Here is an 18,161-nt window from a genome sequence, read left to right as displayed (position 1 = left end):
CTGAATGGCGATTACTTGAACGCTTCGCAAAGCGTCGTATGCGGCCGCGCCGCACTGGACCGGCCGCGCGCGGACAGACTCGCCCACCACGCGTCCAACGCGCCGCGATCGCAGCGCAGCCGGACACTCATACCCTCGGCGAAACGGATCCAGGCGTCGAAGCGTTTGGCCGGCACCGCGATCACCACCGGGATGTCGGCACTGATGGCGCGGACGATCAGATGCAGCAGGCCGCGGCCTTCGCATTCCTGCTGACCGAAGCGATTGATGATGACGAGATCGGCGCCGTCGTCCATCGCCGAACCGATGCGGTCGCCGGCGGCGAGCAATTGGCCGGGATCGAGCCGGCATCCGGCGGCGTGTGCACCAAGGTTCTGGTACAGAGGCACTCGCTCGCCGCTGTGCAACAGCGTCGCCCCTGACCTCGTTGCGCCAGCCAGCCGATCGCCGAACTGCACCAGCCCAACGACACGATCGCCGCTGGCGCTGAGGTCGTCCGCGAACCCCTGCAGCAGCGCGTCGGGATCTTCGCCCGGCTCATAGACCAGCGCGGCCAGATCGCATTGCGAATCGAAAGTATGGGAATCGAGGGTCATCGGTCCTCCACCGGTCGCGTGAGCGCTCCCGGGCATCCTGATGCCAACAGCGTCAGCACACGTCGTATAGACAAGTATATAACGAGAGCGGTGACGCGGCAATTTCTCCTTTAGCTGCAACGGGCAGTGGTGACGGGCATCATTCGACCTGCGGGTGCGTCGCAGAACCGATCTTGTAATTATATTTCAGAAACGACGGCAAAACCTTTTCTTTTGATGCGCGTCAAATCGGGTTTTCAAAGCCCGTGCTAGTGCACCGCACAAGGCTACGGCTTTACCACCGCGGAGGTTTGCCCCCGCCGAAAGCCGCTTCTGCAGATCAAAACGAGGCCCGCCGTCCGCTGCTGCGCAGCCGCCGCGGCCAGGAAACGCTTCTCCTCAGGCACGGCCGCGACGCTCCGCTGCGCCAGTCAAAATGGAACGACCCCATGAACGCAAAATACCCCGGCATTCCGTCAGTGATCCACGGCAACGGCGCGGTGGCGCAGGTGATGGGGCATGTCTGCGGCGGCGTCATCGGCTATCCGATCACGCCCTCGACCGAGATCTCCGAGATCTATGAGGCGTTCCGCTCCTCCGGCGGCTGCAACGTCTGGGGCAAGCATCCGTTCTTCTTCGAGCCGGAAGGCGAGCACTCGGCGCAGTCCGGCGCGCTCGGCGCCGCGCTGACCGGGGCTAAGTTCATCTCCAACGCCTCCTCAAGCCAGGGCATTCTGTACGGCTTGGAGTCGCACTACGTCACTGTCGGCAAGAAGGTCGGCGGCTTCGTGCTGCAGGTCGCCGCGCGCGTCGTGTCGAAGCATTCGCTCAACGTGATGGCCGGCCACGACGACGTCTATGCGCTGCTGTCGTCCGGCTACACGATTCTGTTCGGCTCCAATCCGCAGGAAGCCGCCGATCTCGCGGCAATTTCCTACAAGGTCGCCGCCACCTCGCTGATCCCGGTCGCCAATGCGATGGACGGCTTTGCGACCTCGCACATGCTCAGCGAAGCGCTGATGCCGGAGCCGGAACTGCTGCGCGAATTTCTCGGCGATCCGGCCGGCCGCATCAAGTGCCCGACCGTGGCGCAGGAGATGCTGTTCGGAGCCAAGGGCCGCGTGTTCCAGCTCAAGCAGTATCTGCTGCGGCACGAAACTGATTTCGTCGCGGCCGATCTCGCGTCGCTGAAGAAGTTTCTGGACGACAACGCCGACGCGATCGAGGCCGACAACGACGGGGCCATCGTCGCCGAGACGCTGGCTTACGCGCCGGAAGAACTGCGCGGGCCGTGGAAGCGGCAGTGGATCAACGCACCGGAGAAAGGCACACGGCAGCTGGTGCCGGCGCTGGTCGATATCGACAATCCGGGCCTCACCGGCGGCGTGCAGAACCAGCCGGACTTCCAGGCCGGCGCAGTCGATCACCGCACTCACTTCGTCAATGCGGTGCCGCGCTTCGTCACCGAAGCGATGGCGGAGTACGCGGCGCTGACCGGGCGTGAGTACAAGCCGGTGATGACTTTTATGTGCGACGATGCCGAGCACGTCGTGGTCGGGCTCGGCTCGGTCACCGATGACGCCGAGGCGGTCGCGGCTTATCTGCGCTCGCAGGGCAAGAAGGTCGGCGTGGTGTCGATCAAGATGCTGCAGCCCTTCCCCGAGGCCGAACTGGTCGCGGCGCTGGCCGGCAAGACCGCCGTCACCGTGCTGGAGCGCTCGGACGTCACTGCGCTGACCCAGCTGGTCACCCAGGCGCTGTGCAAGGCGCGCGAGAACGGCGATGCCGGCGTGCGTCACGCCGGCATTCCGGCGCTGGCCAAGCTGCCGAAGATCACCACCGCGATCTTCGGCCTCGGCGGCCACGACCTGCAGCCGCGCGACCTGATCGCCTGCTACGCCAATATGGAGAAGACCGACTCTGCGCCGTTCGTGTATCTCGGCACCAGGTTCTTCACCGAGAACGCGTCGCCGCGCATGGAGGCGCTCCAGAACCGGCTGAAGGCGGCGTATCCCGAAACGCAATACATGGCGCTGGAAACGGGGCCGAACCCGAACCTGCTGCCGCCGTCCGCGTTCCGCATCCGCTTCCACTCGATCGGCGGCTACGGCACCATCGCGTCGGGCAAGTTGCTGACCGACATCCTGGCCGGCGCGCTCGACATGCATTCGAAGTCGGCGCCGAAATATGGCTCGGAGAAGAGCGGCGCGCCGACCAACTACTACATCACGCTGTCGCCGGAGCCGGTGAAGATCACCAACGCCGAGCTGGAAGACGTCGAGATCGTGATCTCGCCCGACCACAAGGTGTTCGTCCACACCAATCCGCTGCGCGGCCTGGTCGCCGGCGGCACTTTCATCCTGCAGACCAACCTCACGGCGCTCGAAGTGTGGCGTGATCTGCCCGCCAAGGCGCGCCAGACCATCCGCGACAAGGCCATCAAGTTCTACGTCATCGACGCCTTCGCGGTGGCCAAGCGCCACGCGCCGACCGCCGAACTCGAGACCCGCATGATGGGCATCGCCTTCATCGGCGCGGTGTGCGGCAACGTCGATCGCGTGGTGGCGGACGCCTCGCAGGAGGCGATGCTCAACAAGATCCGCCAGCAGATCGGTAAGAAGTTCGGCGCCAAGGGCGGCGACATCGTCGAAGGCAACATGGCGGTGATCCGCGAGGGTCTGGAGGCCACCCACAAGGTCGATGTCGACGCGCCGGAATTCAGCGAGGACGCCATCAAGGCGGCCCCGAGGGCGAGGCGCGATGCCTCGATCTCCGCCTCGATGTGCCGCGCCGCGGCGCCGGCGCAGGCGTCGGGCTTCCTCGATCCGGAGTACTACGACGACGTGCTGGCCGGCCCGTTCCGCGACGGCACCATTGCGGATGCGCCGGTGCTGCCGGGCATTGGCATGTTCATGCCCGCCGGCTCCGCGGCCGCCAAGGACAAGGGCCTGTTCCGCCGCAACGTGCCGGAGTTCAAGGCTGATCTCTGCACCGGCTGCATGGAATGCGCGCTGGTTTGTCCTGACGCCGCGATCCCGAACGCGGTGCACGACATCCACGAATTGCTGCTGACCGCGATCAAGCAGCTGGACATCGCGCCGGCTCAGCAGGATGCGTTGCGTGACAAGGTGCCGGCGCTGACCGAAGCGATCCGCGATGTGTATCGTTCGGCTAAGGACGACAAGCCATTCGCCGACATCGTGGCGCAAGCGGCGGAGTCGCTGCAACTCGACAACGCCACGCTGAACCGCAACCTCGGTAAGCTGTCGGCGGTGTTGTCCGTGTATCCGGTGGCTCGCACCCGGCCGTTCTTCGACGCGATGGAAAAGAGTCAGCCAGGCACCGGCGGCCTCTACTCAGTCAGCGTCGATCCGTGGAAGTGTTCGGGCTGTCTCGAATGTATCGACGTCTGCGGCCCCGGCGCGCTGGTCGATCGCGAGCAGGACGAGCCGATGCTGGAGCAACTTCAGGCCCGGTTCGAATTTCTCAGCCGCACGCCGAACACCCCGGCGCGCTTCACCGAAAGCGCGACGAAGCCCGAGGGTGAGACCAAGCGCCTGATGCTCGATCGCGCCAATTACTACGCCACCACCGGCGGCCACGGCGCCTGCCGCGGCTGTGGCGAAGTCACCGCGATCCGCCTCGTCACTTCGACCAACCACGCGATCCACGACAAGCGCCGCAAGGACCATACCCGCGAACTGGAAAGCCTGATCGATCAGCTCAGTGCCAAGCGCGCCGAGGTCGCCGCCGACACCGCCCGCGTCGCGCGGATCGACGCGGCGCTGAAGACGCTGGAGAAGCGGCTCTACAATTACGAGAGCGGCCCGACCGGCAACGGCCCGTCCGGCATGGTGATCGCCAACGCCACCGGCTGTTCGAGCGTGTACGCCTCGACCTTCCCGTTCAACCCCTACACCGACCCGTGGGTGAACAGCCTGTTCCAGGACACGCCCGCGGTGGCCAAGGGCATCTTCGAAGGCCTCACCGCCAAGGCGACGGAAGATTTCCGCGCGCTGCGCGTGGCGAAGCTGGAGCTTGCCGACGCTTATAATGCGGCCAAGCATGATGGTTACTTCCGCTATTTCGGCTGGAGCGAATTCACGCCGGAAGAACGGGCGATGCTGCCGACCGTGCTCAGCATGGGCGGCGACGGCGCCACCTACGACATCGGCTTCGGCGCGCTGTCGCGGCTGCTCGCCACCAAGACGCCGATCAAGGTCGTGGTGCTGAACACCGGCGCCTACTCCAACACAGGCGGCCAGACTTCGACCGCCAGCCTCACCGGCCAGGATTCCGACCTGTCTCGGTTCGGCGTCGCCCAGCACGGCAAGCAGGAATCCCGCAAGGAGCTCGGCCTGATCGCCTCGTTCCATCCCAGCGTGTTGGTGGTGCAGACCGCGACCGCGCTGCAGGGCCACTTCCTGAAGAACGTGATGGAGTTCCTCAACCACAGCTCGTCGCCGGCGGTACTCGACGTCTACACGCCATGCCAGGCCGAGCACGGCATCGGCGACGCCGCGGCAAGCCGCCAGGCGCGCCTCGCAGTCGAGAGCCGGATGAATCCGGTGTTCGTCCACGACCCGCGCAAAGTCGGCAAGACCGAGCGCGCGTTCTCGCTCGACGGCAACCCGGAGCCGGATCAGGATTGGGCCTCGAAGTCGATCGAATACATCGACGAGAACGGCGCGACGCAGTTGCTCAAGACCAAGCTGACGCCGGCTGACTTCGCCTATACCGAAGTCCGCTTCCGCAAGCAGTTCAAGCCGCTGAAGAAGGACGCGGACGCGCTGCCGATCGACGAGTACGTCGCGCTCGACGCCGCTGCGCGTGCCGGCAAGACGCCGTTCATCACCACCACCGACGGCGACAAGAAGCTGGTCAAGCTGTCGGTCGGCGACAGCGTCGTGGCACTGGTGGAAGAGCGGCGCAAATACTGGCGCACCCTGCAGGTGCTGGCCGGTTTCGACGTTCGCGCGCTCGACGAAGCGCATAGCGCGGAGCTCAGCGCGCTGCAGCACCAGTACGAGGAGCAGGTCAAGGCGCGCGAAAGCTCGCTCGATCAGATCGCGCGCGGCATGAGCGAGCTGGCGGCCTCGTCCAACGCGCCCGCGGCCGGCGGCTTCGGTGCGCTGATGAACGGCTTTGCGGCGGCTCCGGCGGCGGCAGCGCCGAACAACGGCGCCAAGGCGGCGAACGGCAACGGCGGCGAGCCGATCCACATCGACGATGCGGATCTGGACAAATGCACCAACTGCAAGAGCTGCTACCAGGACGTGCCTGAGGTGTTCGAGCTCACCAAGATCATGGTCGGCGGCGCCTCGAAAGACGTCGCGCACGTTATTCCCGGCGTGTTCGGCAAGCTCAAGGTGACGCCGGAGCTGTCGGCCAAGCTCAGCCGCGCGGCGGCGAACTGCGACGCGGAGATCATCCGATGAGCGGCATCTCCGTGTCCAACGACGTGCTGCGCTATCAGCAGGCGCGCAGCGCGCTGGAAAGCTCGCAGACCGAGCTGGAAGAACTGCAGGCCAGCGAAGCGGTCGGCGTGTTCCAGAAGCAGCTTGCGCTGCTGCAGAAGCGCCTGGTCAACGACCCGGCGTCGCTGCGGAGCATGTTCATCGCCGACGGCACCCAGGCCATCGTCTGGGAATTCCAGCAGCCGGAGCTCGGTGAAGCCTTCACCACCACGCTGTGGGCTCTGCTCGCCCGCGGCGATGATATGAGCATCATCCTGCAGCGCTTCATCTGGGCGCTGCCGCTGAAGTTCAAGCGCAAGTTCATCAAGGCGATCGACGTGCACCTGCGCGGTCGCTACCCGATGTTCGAGAACCTGTCGGAAGGCTGGCCGGGCGAAGCGTTCATCCCGCCCTATATCCGCCCGGCGGAACAGCGCGCGGTCGACTTCGACCTCGTCAACCAGGGCTACCTCGGGTACCAGTCGATCGGCTACAGCTTGCGCGAGTGCGAGCTGTTCGTCTGGCTCGAGGTGATGCGCGACAAGCAGTGCGACGACAAGCCGTGCGAACTCGGCGTGCTGATCCAGGGCAAGAAGGAACCGAAAGGCGGCTGCCCGGTGAAGATCCACATCCCCGAGATGCTGGACCTATTGGGCAACGGCAAGCATCGCGAAGCGTTGGAGCTGATCGAGAGCTGCAACCCGCTGCCGAACGTCACCGGCCGCGTCTGCCCGCAGGAACTGCAGTGTCAGGGCGTCTGCACCCACACCAAGCGGCCGATCGAGATCGGCCAGCTCGAATGGTACTTGCCCGAGCATCAGAAGCTCACCAATCCGAACGCCAATGAGCGCTTCGCCGGCCGCATCTCGCCGTGGGCGGCGGCGGTGAAGCCGCCCATCGCGGTCGTCGGCTCCGGCCCGTCGGGTCTGATCAATGCTTACTTGTTGGCGGTCGAAGGCTTCCCGGTCACGATCTTCGAGGCGTTTCACGACCTCGGCGGCGTGCTGCGCTACGGCATCCCGGAATTCCGCCTGCCCAACACGCTGATCGACGACGTGGTCGAAAAGATCATCCTGCTCGGCGGCCGGTTCGTGAAGAACTTTGTGGTCGGCAAGACCGCGACGCTGGAAGACCTCAAGGCCGAAGGCTTCTGGAAGATTTTTGTCGGCACCGGCGCCGGCCTTCCCACGTTCATGAACGTGCCCGGCGAGCATCTGCTCGGCGTGATGTCGGCTAACGAGTTCCTGACCCGCGTCAATCTGATGCGCGGGCTTGATGATCGCTACGAGACGCCGCTGCCGGAAGTCAAAGACAAGAACGTCTTCGTGATCGGCGGCGGCAACACCGCGATGGACGCGGCGCGCACCGCCAAGCGGCTCGGCGGCAATGTCACCATCGTGTATCGCCGCACCCAGAGCGAGATGCCGGCCCGCGTCGAGGAGCTGCATCACGCGCTGGAGGAAGGCATCGCTCTCGCCGTGCTACGCGCGCCGCGCGAATTCATCGGCGACGACCACACCCACTTCGTCACCCACGCCCTCTTGGACGTCAACGAACTCGGCGAACCGGACAAATCCGGCCGCCGCAGCCCGAAGCCGACCGGGCAGATCGAGCGGGTGCCGGTCGATCTCGTGATCATGGCGCTGGGCAACACCGCCAACCCGATCATGAAGGACGCCGAGCCGGGGCTGAAGACCAACAAATGGGGCACCATCGAAGTCGAGGAAGGCTCGCAGCGCACCTCGATCAAGGATGTCTACACCGGCGGCGACGCCGCGCGCGGCGGCTCCACCGCGATCCGCGCCGCCGGCGACGGCCAGGCGGCGGCACGCGAGATCGTCGGCGAGATTCCGTTCACGGCGGCGCAGATCAAGGACCGCGTCGAGCGCGCCGCCAAGTACACCGAGCTCGGCCAGATCGAGCAGACCATCGTCGGCAAGGTGCCGCTCGCCGGCGGCATCGTCGAGTTCACCGTGCGGGCGCCGATGGTGGCGCGCTCGGCCCAGGCCGGACAGTTCGTCCGCGTGCTGCCGTGGGAGAAGGGCGAACTGATCCCGCTGACGCTGGCCGATTGGGACGCCGAGAAAGGCACCATCGATCTCGTCGTGCAGGGCATGGGCACCTCGTCGCTCGAGATCAACCGCATGGCGATCGGCGACGCCTTCACCGGCATCGCCGGCCCGCTCGGCCGCGCCAGCGAACTACATCGCTACGAGGGCAACCAGACCGTGGTGTTCTGCGCCGGCGGCGTCGGCCTGCCACCGGTCTATCCGATCATGCGCGAGCACCTGCGGCTCGGCAATCACGTCACGCTGATCGCCGGCTTCCGCGCCCAGGAGTTCCTGTTCTGGACGGGCGACGACGAGCGCGTCGGCAAGCTGAAGCAGGAGTTCGGCGACCAGCTGTCGCTGATCTACACCACGAACGACGGCAGCTACGGCGTCAAAGGCTTCGTCACCGGCCCGCTGGAAGAGATGATCAAGGCCAATCAGCAAGGCATCGGCCGCACCATCGCCGAAGTGATCGCGATCGGCCCGCCGCTGATGATGCGGGCGGTGAGCGACCTCACCAAGCCCTACGGCGTCAAGACCGTGGCGAGCCTCAACTCGATCATGGTGGATGCGACAGGGATGTGCGGCGCCTGCATGGTGCCGGTCACCATCGACGGCAAATTGGTCCGCAAGCACGCCTGCATCGACGGCCCGGAAATCGACGCCCACATCATCGACTGGGACAAGTTCCTGCCGCGCTTTAACGCCTTCAAGGCGCAGGAACTGGAGAGCAAGAAGAAGCACGGGTTTGCGTAGGGCCACCACGCTCGCCCCACCGTCATTGCGAGTACCCGAATCGGCGCTCCGCGCCGTCCGGGTACAGGCTCCGCGAAGCAATCCGGCCCCATGCACGGCGCTGGATTGCTTCGTCGCTACGCTCCTCGCAATGACGCCACGAAACAAATGGCCAGGTGTCGCCCCGGCCATCTTGTATCGTGCGAACCTGATCGCCGGGTCAGGGCTTCGGTTCGAGCGCGTCGACCCGTCGCTCCAATTCGTCGAGGCCGCGGAGGCGATCTTCAATTGGCTGCAGATGGCCTTCCAACTGCGACTGCATGTTGGCGAGCGCCCCGCCGAGTTCGGCCTTGAGCATCAGTTCCAGATCGTCGCGCTGCTCCGCAACTCGCCGCTCTATCCGACGCGCATAGTCGATCGTCTGCAGCGACAGCGTGCGCACGTCGGCCACTTCCTTTCGGGTGGCGCGGGTCTCCTGCAGGGTCTGCCTGCATAGGCTCGCCAGCACATCTAGACTGATCGGCTCGTTGTCGACAGACATCGTCGTCTCCGGGATCGTCCTCTGCATTATACGCGCATCGGGCCGAAAGTGCACCCGCGGTCCGAGACCGGCGAAAATCCGCATGCGTCGGTAACCCGCAGGGTGCCAAATCCTGCAAAAGCCCTTAAGTTGCGGCCATGCCGAAAAGCTCGAAGTCCGCCCCCGCGCAGCCCGCCGTCACACCCCCTGCCCCCGTCGGCATCAAGCCGCCCGGCCAGGGCGACCATGTGTTCCTGGTCGACGGCTCGTCGTACATTTTCCGCGCCTATCATGCGCTGCCCCCGCTCTCCCGCAAGTCGGACGGGCTGCAGGTCAACGCCGTGCTCGGCTTCTGCAACATGCTGTGGAAGCTCTTGCGCGACATGCCGCCGGACAACCGGCCGACGCATCTCGCCATCATCTTCGACAAGTCGGAAGTCACGTTCCGCAACGAGCTCTATCCCGACTACAAGGCGCACCGGCCGCCGGCGCCGGACGATCTGATTCCGCAATTCTCCCTGATCCGCGAAGCCGTCCGGGCGTTCGATCTGCCGTGCCTGGAACAATCCGGCTTCGAGGCCGACGATCTGATCGCCACTTACGTGCGCCAGGCCTGCGAGGCCGGAGCGACGGCCACGATCGTATCGTCCGACAAGGACCTGATGCAGCTCGTGACCGACTGCGTGGTGATGTACGACACCATGAAGGACCGCCGCATCGGCGTGCCCGAGGTGATCGAGAAATTCGGCGTGCCGCCCGAGAAGGTGGTCGAGGTGCAGGCGCTGGCCGGCGACAGCGTCGACAACGTGCCGGGTGTGCCGGGCATCGGCATCAAGACGGCCGCGCAACTCATCAATGAATATGGCGATCTCGATACGCTGCTGGCACGCGCCGCCGAGATCAAGCAGCCGAAGCGGCGCGAGGCGCTGATCGAGAACGCCGAGAAGGCGCGGATCTCGCGGCAGCTCGTTTTGCTCGACGACAAGGTCAAGCTCGACGTGCCGCTGGCGGAACTCGCGGTACACGAGCCGGATGCGCGCAAGCTGGTGGCGTTTCTCAAGGCGATGGAATTCACTACGCTGACGCGGCGCGTCGCGGAGTATGCGCAGATCGATCCGTCGGATGTGGAGGCGGAGACGGCGCTGAAGTCGGCGGTACCGCCGCTGGCGAAGAGTGCGGGTGCTGCCGTAGGCGGGGACCTGTTTGCGGGGCAAGAGCCCTCACCCCAACCCTCCCCCGCAAGCGGGGGAGGGGGCGCGCCGCAAGCGGGGTTAGGTGGTGCGATGAACGCCGGGCGTGGTCGCGACGGCAGGCCGGGCGTGGTGCTGTCGCCCGAGGCGCTGGTTGCGGCGCGGGCCGAGGCCGCCCGCAAGGTCCCGGTCGATCGCAGCGCTTACCAAACGCTGCGCAGCCTCGATGAGCTGCAGGATTTTATCGCTCGTATCCACGCCACCGGCGTGGTCGCGCTGGAAGCGGCCGCGACCTCGATCGATCCGATGCAGGCGGAGCTGACTGGGCTGGCGCTTGCAGTCGGGGCGAACCAGGCCGCCTACATTCCGCTGGCGCACAAGCAGAGCGGTGACGGCGACGGCCTGTTCGCCGCCGGCCTCGTGCCTGATCAGCTCGGCACCCGCGAGGCGCTCGACGCGCTGAAGCCGATCCTGGAATCCGCCGGCGTCGCCAAGGTCGGTTTCGGCATCAAATTCGCCGCAGTGCTGCTGGCGCAGCACGGCGTCACTTTGCGTAACATCGACGATCCGCAGCTGATGTCCTATGCGCTCGACGCCGGCCGCGGCAGTCACGCGCTCGACGCGCTCTCTGAAAGCAATCTCGGCCACACGCTGCATACGCTGAGCGAACTCACCGGCACCGGCAAGAACAAGATCGGCTTCGACCAGGTGCCGATCGACCGTGCCACCGCCTATGCGGCCGAGCGCGCCGATGTGGCGTTGCGGCTGGCGCGCGTGCTCAAGCCGCGCCTTGTCGCCGGCAGCATGACGGCGGTGTACGAGACGCTGGAGCGGCCGTTGGTCGGCGTGCTGGCGCGGATGGAGCGGCGCGGCATCTCGATCGACCGGCAGGTGCTGTCGCGGCTGTCAGCCGACTTCGCCCAGACCGCAGCGCGCATCGAAGCCGAGATCCGCGAGCTTGCCGGCGAGGACATCAACATCGGCAGCCCGAAGCAGCTCGGCGACATCCTGTTCGGCAAGATGGGGTTGCCCGGCGGCAGCAAGACCAAGACTGGCGCGTGGTCGACCTCGGCGCAGGTGCTGGACGAACTCGCCGAGCAGGGCCACGAATTTCCGAAGAAGATTCTGGAGTGGCGGCAGGTCAGCAAGCTGCGTTCGACCTACACCGACGCGCTGCCGACTTACGTGCATCCGCAGACCCACCGCGTCCACACCACCTACGCGCTCGCGGCGACGACGACCGGCCGGCTGTCGTCGAACGAACCGAATTTGCAGAACATCCCGGTGCGCACCGAGGACGGGCGAAAAATCCGCCGCGCCTTCGTGGCAACGCCCGGCCACAAGCTGGTGTCGGCCGACTACTCGCAGATCGAACTGCGGCTCTTGTCGGAAGTCGCCGACGTGCCGGCGCTGCGCAAGGCGTTCCAGGACGGCATCGATATTCACGCAATGACGGCATCGGAGATGTTCGGCGTGCCGGTCGAAGGCATGCCGTCGGAGATCCGCCGCCGCGCCAAGGCGATCAATTTCGGCATCATCTACGGCATCTCGGCATTCGGCCTCGCTAATCAGCTGAGCATCCCGCGCGAGGAAGCCGGCGCCTACATCAAGCGCTATTTCGAGCGCTTCCCCGGCATCCGCGCCTATATGGACGAGACCCGCGATTTCTGCCGGGCGCACGGCTATGTCGAAACCCTGTTCGGCCGCAAATGCCACTACCCGGACATCAAGGCCTCGAACCCGTCGATCCGCGCCTTCAACGAACGCGCCGCCATCAACGCGCGGCTGCAAGGCTCCGCCGCCGACATCATCCGCCGCGCCATGGTGCGGATGGAGGATGCGCTGGTCGAGAAGAAGCTGTCGGCGCAGATGCTGCTGCAGGTGCACGACGAACTGATCTTCGAAGTGCCCGAGGACGAGGTGGCCGCGACGCTGCCGGTGGTCCAGCACGTGATGCAGGACGCGCCGTTCCCGGCGGTGCTGCTCAACGTGCCGCTGCAGGTCGATGCGCGGGCGGCGGATAATTGGGACGAGGCGCATTGAGCGCGATGATCGTTGTGGGTCGCTGACCCGCGGCGGGCACTGTGCACCTCTCCCGCCTGCGGGAGAGGTCGACGCGCGAAGCGCGGCTGGTGAGGGCACTCCGCTCCGCGAGTCGCTGAGTCACTGCTTGGGGCGCCCTCACCCCAGCCCTCTCCCGCAAGCGGGAGAGGGAGCGCGCTGTGCCGGTGGCGCTGCTGCGATCGACATGGCTGGTGACTGAGGCCCTTCGCCGTTGATACTGCGGTCGGGCCGCTGGCATCCGCTGGCCGCGGCGGCTAGATTGCGGCGTTTTCCGCAGAGCCAGCCTAGAGAGCCCGCCCGTGTCCAAATCCGCGTCCCGTGCCCGTCTTGCCGACATCATCCGCGCCCGTTCGTTCGGCCGCGGCGAGATCACGCTCGCGTCGGGCCGCAAGAGCGACTTCTATTTCAATCTGAAGCCGACGATGCTGGATCCCGAGGGTGCGGCGCTGCTGGCGGAGCTGACCTATGAGGCGCTGCGCGACGAGCAGGTCGATTATGTCGGCGGGCTGGAAATGGGCGCGGTGCCGCTGGCCGGCGCGATCGCGCAGCTGTCCTGGCTGAAGAACCACCCGATCGCGGCGTTCTTCGTGCGCAAGAAGCCGAAGGAGCACGGCGCCCGCCTCTCGGTCGAGGGACTGGTGAAGGGCGAGACGCTGGCCGGCAAGCGCTGCGTGATCGTCGAGGACGTCACCACCACCGGCGGCTCGGCCATCAAGGCAGTCGAGGCGGTGAAGGAATCCGGCGCCGAGATCATCCTGGTGCTGACCATGGTGGACCGCGAGGAAGGCGCCACCGAAGCCTTCGCCGCAGCCGGCCTGCCATTCCGGTCGCTGTACAAGGCCAGCGAGTTTCTCAACAGCTGAGCCGCCAGCCTGGGGCGGAAACCAGGTGTTTACCATCCCGCTCTAAAGTGATCATGTCGCGGCTCGGCCGCAGCACGATCGCGTCGGGTGGATTGAGCGTTGCGTCAGGTCTTCAGAATGCCGCGCCTCGGGCGCCTCACCCTGCTCGCGGCAGCGCTCGCGGTCGCGAGCCCCGTCGCGCTGATCCCGTCAACCGCGCCGGCCCAGAACATTCTCGAAATGCTGTTCGGCGGCGGCGCGCCGCAGCGGCCGCAGCAGCGCAGCGCCTCGCCGCCACAGGCCAATTTCTTCGCCGATCCGTTCGGGCTGAATCAACAGCAGGCGCCGCCACCCGCGCCGTCGCGTCCGGTCGCGTCCGGCGGCGGGCCGGCGTTCTGCGTGCGGCCGTGTGACGGCAAATACTTTGCGCTGCAGACGCGCGGCGGCATGACGCCGGCGCAGATGTGCACGATGTTCTGCCCGGCCGGCAACGCCAAGGTCTACTACGGCAGCAATATCGACTACGCGACCGCCGCCGGCGGCCAGCGCTACGCCGACAGCGACAACGCCTACGCTTACCGCAAGGCGCTGAAGCCCGACTGCACCTGCAACGGCCGTGACCCGGCCGGGCTGGCCCAGATCGACCTGTCGCAGGACACCTCGCTGCGCCCCGGCGACATCGTCGCCACCGCGACCGGCCTCGCCGCCTATAACGGCATCCGGCTCGGCGCCGAGCAGACGCCGGACTTCACCCCGGTGGCGGATTATCCGGGCCTGACCTCGCAGCTGCGCGCCAAGCTCGGGGAGATGAAGGTTGCTCCGGTCGGGGATCAGCCCGTTGAGGATGCCGCGTCGGCTCGCGATGTCAGCGCGCCGATCGCGCCTGCAAAGCCGGTCCCGGGCCGCCGCGCGGCAGCAGGCGCTCCGACGCACAGCATCGACTAAGGGCCTTCATCGCCCCAAGCACGTCATTCCGGGGCGCTCGCGCAGCGAGCGAACCCGGAATCCCGACGTTCAGGGCACTACAGCCGTGCCACTTGCGAGGCCGGTCGGTCAAACAACATCTGGATTCCGGGTTCGCGCTGCGCGCGCCCCGGAATGACGTGCCTGGGGCTCAAGAGGTTCTGAAGCAGTGCTGCCCGCCCCGGATTGACGTGCCTGGGGCTGATGTCAAGCTACCCCTGAGCTCGTGGCTTCACCGCGCCACGATCACCCCGATCACATTTGGCGCGGCCAGATACGCTTCCTCGATTTTGGCGCGCGCTGCGGCGCGGTTCTCGGGGGTGAGCAGGCCGCGCTTTTCGGCCAGGATCATCCAGCAAAAGCCCCACCAATCGGTCAGCATGCCGCTATCGTCGACCAGATCGTAGCCGTGTTCGGCGGCGAAGATCCTGGCGCTCGATTCGTCCAGCGTATCGAGCCAGGCCAGATCATCGGCGGCAAACATCTCGTCGGCCAAGTCGTCCGGCGAATAGCCCCAGATCGACCGGCACACCGCGTTGAATTCGCGGTCGAGTTGGTCGTCGTCGATCCACTGCCGCCGTGCGAGCAGATGCAGTCGCGACAGCGACCGCGAAAAGTCCGCGATTCGCGTCAGCGCCATCTGATCGAACGCAATCGTCGACATGTAGCCCTCGTCAGCTGAGACCATTCCATATCTCGGTGTACGACGCACCGAATCACAATGATATCTCAGTAGCTTGTAAAAATGTTCTTAATTTGTTCTGGCTGGTTTGGAGTTTGCTGGCGCGGTGCAGCGGATGCTGAGGAGCGCACGGGCTCGTCTGCAAAGCCGTTCATCTCCCAGCCATCCGGCTTCCGTCATGCTCCGGATGCAATCGGTCATCGAATTGGTCCATGGCTGCAACGCGGCGTACCCACTCGTCGTGTTGTGCACAAAACCAAGGCAGCGCGCCGCATCGATGCACTCGTCACGGGTTTCGATCGAGCGCTAATGTTTGTATGCTCTGAAACCGTAAAGCCTTGTAGGATCGTCACTTGACCGTGCAGTCCCCGCCAGAGAAATTTCAGTTGCCGCAGCCGCCGATCGATGAGCTGGCGCTCGCGGAGATCAAGAGTGCGATCCTGGCCAAGCTGACCTTGGCGATCGGCAAGGAGGCGACGCAGGCGACCAAGCACGATTGGTACAAGGCCTCGGCGCTGGCGCTTCGCGACCGCATCGTCCACCGCTGGCTGGTGTCCGAGAAGGAGAGCTACGACGCCGGCCGCAAGCGGGTGTATTACCTGTCGCTCGAGTTCCTGATCGGCCGGCTGTTCACCGACGCGCTCAACAATATGGGCCTGCTGCCGCAGTTCGCCGCGGCGCTCGGCGACCTCGGTGTCGGCCTGGATGATCTGCGCAAATGCGAGCCCGACGCGGCGCTCGGCAATGGCGGCCTCGGCCGGCTCGCCGCCTGCTTCATGGAAAGCATGGCGACGCTCGACATCCCGGCCTTCGGCTACGGCATCCGTTACGATTACGGCCTGTTCCGCCAGATCATCAATCATGGCTGGCAGCAGGAATTCCCGGACGAGTGGCTGAGCTTCGGCAACCCGTGGGAGTTGCAGCGGCCGGAGGTGGTGTATCAGGTCAAGTTCGGCGGCCAGGTCGAGCAGGTTACCGACGCCAAGGGTTTTACCCGGACGGTGTGGACCCCGGGGGAGACCGTGCAGGCGATCGCCTACGACACCCCGATCGTCGGCTGGCGCGGCCAACACGTCAACGCGCTGCGGCTGTGGTCGGCCCGTGCACCGGATCCGATGCTGATCGACGTGTTCAACACCGGCGACTACCTCGGCGCCACCGCCCACGAGGCGCGCGCCGAAGCGATCTGCAAATTCCTTTACCCCAACGACGAGAGCGCCGCCGGTCGCGAATTGCGGCTGCGCCAGGAGTATTTCTTCGTTTCCGCCTCGTTGCAGGACCTGATCCAGCGGCATCTGGATTCCGACGGCCAGATCCGCAGCCTCGCCAAGAAGGCGGCGATCCAGCTCAACGATACCCATCCGAGCCTGGCGGTCACCGAGCTGATGCGGCTCCTGGTGGACGTCCACAATCTGCGCTGGGACGACGCCTGGGAGATCACCCGCGCGACGCTGAGCTACACCAACCACACGCTGCTGCCCGAGGCGCTGGAGACCTGGCCGCTCGACCTGTTCCAGCGGACGCTGCCGCGGCATCTGGACATCGTCTACCGCATCAACGAGGCGCATCTGGCGCTCGCCGAGCAGCGCTGCCCGGGCGACATCGAATTCCGCGCCTCGGTGTCGCTGATCGACGAGAAGGCCGGCCGCCGGGTCCGCATGGGCCACCTCGCCTTCATCGGCTCGCATCGCATCAACGGCGTCTCGGCGATGCATTCCGACCTGATGAAGGAGACCGTGTTTCACGATCTCAATCATCTCTATCCGGACCGCATCACTAACAAGACCAACGGCATCACCTTCCGGCGCTGGCTGATGCTGGCCAATCCGGGGCTGACCGATCTGGTGCGCATCGCTTGCGGCGACGAGGTGCTGGACGATCCGACGAGGCTGGAGCGGCTCGAAGCCTTCGCCGGCGACGCCGCGTTCCAGCAGCAGTTCCGCACCGTCAAGCATCGCAACAAGATCGCGCTGGCGCGGCTGATCAGCGAGCGCAACGGCGTCCGGGTCGATCCGGGCGCGCTGTTCGACGTGCAGATCAAGCGCATCCACGAATACAAGCGCCAGCTCCTCAACGTGTTGGAGACCGTGGCGCTGTATCACGCCATCAAGGACAATCCCGGCGCCGACTGGGTGCCGCGCGTGAAGATCTTCGCCGGCAAGGCGGCGGCGAGCTATCGCTACGCCAAGCTGATCATCAAGCTGATCAACGACGTCGCCGAGGTGGTCAACAACGACACGTCGATCGGCGACAAGCTCAAGGTCGTGTTCCTGGCCGACTACAATGTCAGCCTCGCCGAAGTGATCATTCCGGCCGCCGATCTGTCCGAGCAGATCTCGACCGCCGGCATGGAAGCGTCCGGCACCGGCAACATGAAGCTGGCGCTGAACGGCGCGCTGACGATCGGCACGCTTGACGGCGCCAATATCGAGATTCGCGATCACGTCGGCGCAGAAAATATCGCGATCTTCGGCATGGAAGCGCTGGAGGTGGTGGCGCGCCGCTCGCAGGGGCTCGACGCCACCGACGTCATCCGCCGCTCGCCGCTGCTCGACCGCGCCATCCGGTCGATCGATTCCGGCCTGTTCTCGCCCGACGATCCGGCGCGCTTCGCCTCGGTGGCGCACGCGCTGCGGCACCTCGACCACTACATGGTCAGCGCCGATTTCGACAGCTACTACGAAGCCCAGCGCGGCATCGACGCGCGCTGGCGCGCCGGCTCGGCCTGGACCCGCGCCGGCATCCTCAACGTCGCCCGCATGGCCTGGTTCTCCTCCGACCGCACCATCCGCGAATACGCCGAAGATATCTGGGACGTCCCGACAAGGCCTGCGGCGCAGCCGTGGCAGGCCCGGCAGGCGAAGGGCTGAGAGCAACGGGATGCGGCAGTATCAAAGCCGAAGCGAGCGATCGCTTCGGCTTTTCGTATCCGCTCTGTTTGGAAGTCTTTCCCCGCAGGAGACCTCACCCTCCCCTTGAGGGGGAGGGTCGGCACGCAGCCCGCGCAGCGGGATGCGTGACGGGGTGGGGTGAGCCGCGGGCATTGCGGATGAACTCTTCGCGGGGGGGCCCCCCCCCGGGGG

9 protein-coding genes are annotated in these 18,161 nt (G+C 65.9%); 6 read left to right on the top strand and 3 right to left on the bottom strand.

Going from position 1 to position 18,161, the window contains the following annotated elements:
* Positions 1 to 11: 11 nt before the first annotated feature.
* A complete protein-coding gene (locus D4Q52_RS23270; protein ID WP_119858963.1) occupies positions 12 to 596 on the bottom strand; it encodes a DUF2478 domain-containing protein in 585 nt (194 codons plus the stop codon).
* Positions 597 to 1,024: 428 nt separating this feature from the next.
* Between D4Q52_RS23270 and D4Q52_RS23265 the strand changes: the two genes are divergently transcribed.
* Together D4Q52_RS23265 and D4Q52_RS23260 are read left to right on the top strand one after the other, a co-directional pair.
* On the top strand, positions 1,025 to 6,013 hold the full coding sequence (locus D4Q52_RS23265) for a 2-oxoacid:acceptor oxidoreductase family protein (protein ID WP_119858962.1): 4,989 nt from the start codon (positions 1,025 to 1,027) through the stop codon (positions 6,011 to 6,013).
* Positions 6,010 to 8,838, top strand: coding sequence for a sulfide/dihydroorotate dehydrogenase-like FAD/NAD-binding protein (locus D4Q52_RS23260; RefSeq protein ID WP_119858961.1), 2,829 nt, complete (start codon positions 6,010 to 6,012; stop codon positions 8,836 to 8,838). The genes D4Q52_RS23265 and D4Q52_RS23260 overlap by 4 nt, the downstream gene beginning before the upstream one ends.
* 199 nt (positions 8,839 to 9,037) lie before the next feature.
* Here the strand turns inward: D4Q52_RS23260 and D4Q52_RS23255 are convergent, their stop codons facing one another.
* The gene (locus tag D4Q52_RS23255) at positions 9,038 to 9,358 is read right to left on the bottom strand and encodes a hypothetical protein (RefSeq protein WP_147407847.1); all 321 of its coding nucleotides are present in this window, start codon (positions 9,356 to 9,358) and stop codon (positions 9,038 to 9,040) included.
* A gap of 137 nt (positions 9,359 to 9,495) precedes the next feature.
* On the opposite strand from D4Q52_RS23255, the gene polA reads away from it, so the two are divergent.
* From polA to D4Q52_RS23240, 3 genes are all read left to right on the top strand, one after another.
* A complete protein-coding gene (polA, locus tag D4Q52_RS23250) occupies positions 9,496 to 12,570 on the top strand; it encodes a DNA polymerase I (protein WP_119858959.1) in 3,075 nt (1,024 codons plus the stop codon).
* Positions 12,571 to 12,890: 320 nt separating this feature from the next.
* Complete coding sequence (pyrE, locus tag D4Q52_RS23245; protein WP_119858958.1) at positions 12,891 to 13,454, top strand: orotate phosphoribosyltransferase; 564 nt, start codon at positions 12,891 to 12,893, stop codon at positions 13,452 to 13,454.
* 117 nt (positions 13,455 to 13,571) lie between these two features.
* On the top strand, positions 13,572 to 14,378 hold the full coding sequence (locus D4Q52_RS23240) for a DUF2865 domain-containing protein (protein WP_119858957.1): 807 nt from the start codon (positions 13,572 to 13,574) through the stop codon (positions 14,376 to 14,378).
* 250 nt (positions 14,379 to 14,628) lie between these two features.
* Here D4Q52_RS23240 and D4Q52_RS23235 read toward each other — a convergent pair whose 3' ends face one another.
* A complete protein-coding gene (locus D4Q52_RS23235) occupies positions 14,629 to 15,060 on the bottom strand; it encodes a hypothetical protein (protein WP_119858990.1) in 432 nt (143 codons plus the stop codon).
* A gap of 371 nt (positions 15,061 to 15,431) precedes the next feature.
* On the opposite strand from D4Q52_RS23235, the gene D4Q52_RS23230 reads away from it, so the two are divergent.
* Positions 15,432 to 17,948, top strand: a complete 2,517-nt coding sequence (locus D4Q52_RS23230) for a glycogen/starch/alpha-glucan phosphorylase (RefSeq protein ID WP_119858956.1) — start codon at positions 15,432 to 15,434, stop codon at positions 17,946 to 17,948.
* The last annotated feature ends 213 nt before the right edge of the window (positions 17,949 to 18,161 follow it).

The organism is Rhodopseudomonas palustris (assembly GCF_003591005.1).
Lineage (GTDB): Bacteria > Pseudomonadota > Alphaproteobacteria > Rhizobiales > Xanthobacteraceae > Rhodopseudomonas > Rhodopseudomonas palustris_K.
Note: the sequence above shows the minus strand (reverse complement) of the source record. Positions and strands in the feature narration are given on the sequence as shown.

Bases quoted from the DNA above. Each gene is read 5' to 3' on its own strand.
- D4Q52_RS23270 (WP_119858963.1), bottom strand. From the start codon at position 596: ATGACCCTCGATTCCCATACTTTCGATTCGCAATGCGATCTGGCCGCG.
- D4Q52_RS23235 (WP_119858990.1), bottom strand. From the start codon at position 15,060: ATGTCGACGATTGCGTTCGATCAGATGGCGCTGACGCGAATCGCGGAC.
- D4Q52_RS23265 (WP_119858962.1), top strand. From the start codon at position 1,025: ATGAACGCAAAATACCCCGGCATTCCGTCAGTGATCCACGGCAACGGC.
- D4Q52_RS23240 (WP_119858957.1), top strand. From the start codon at position 13,572: ATGCCGCGCCTCGGGCGCCTCACCCTGCTCGCGGCAGCGCTCGCGGTC.
- polA (WP_119858959.1), top strand. From the start codon at position 9,496: ATGCCGAAAAGCTCGAAGTCCGCCCCCGCGCAGCCCGCCGTCACACCC.
- D4Q52_RS23255 (WP_147407847.1), bottom strand. From the start codon at position 9,358: ATGTCTGTCGACAACGAGCCGATCAGTCTAGATGTGCTGGCGAGCCTA.
- D4Q52_RS23260 (WP_119858961.1), top strand. From the start codon at position 6,010: ATGAGCGGCATCTCCGTGTCCAACGACGTGCTGCGCTATCAGCAGGCG.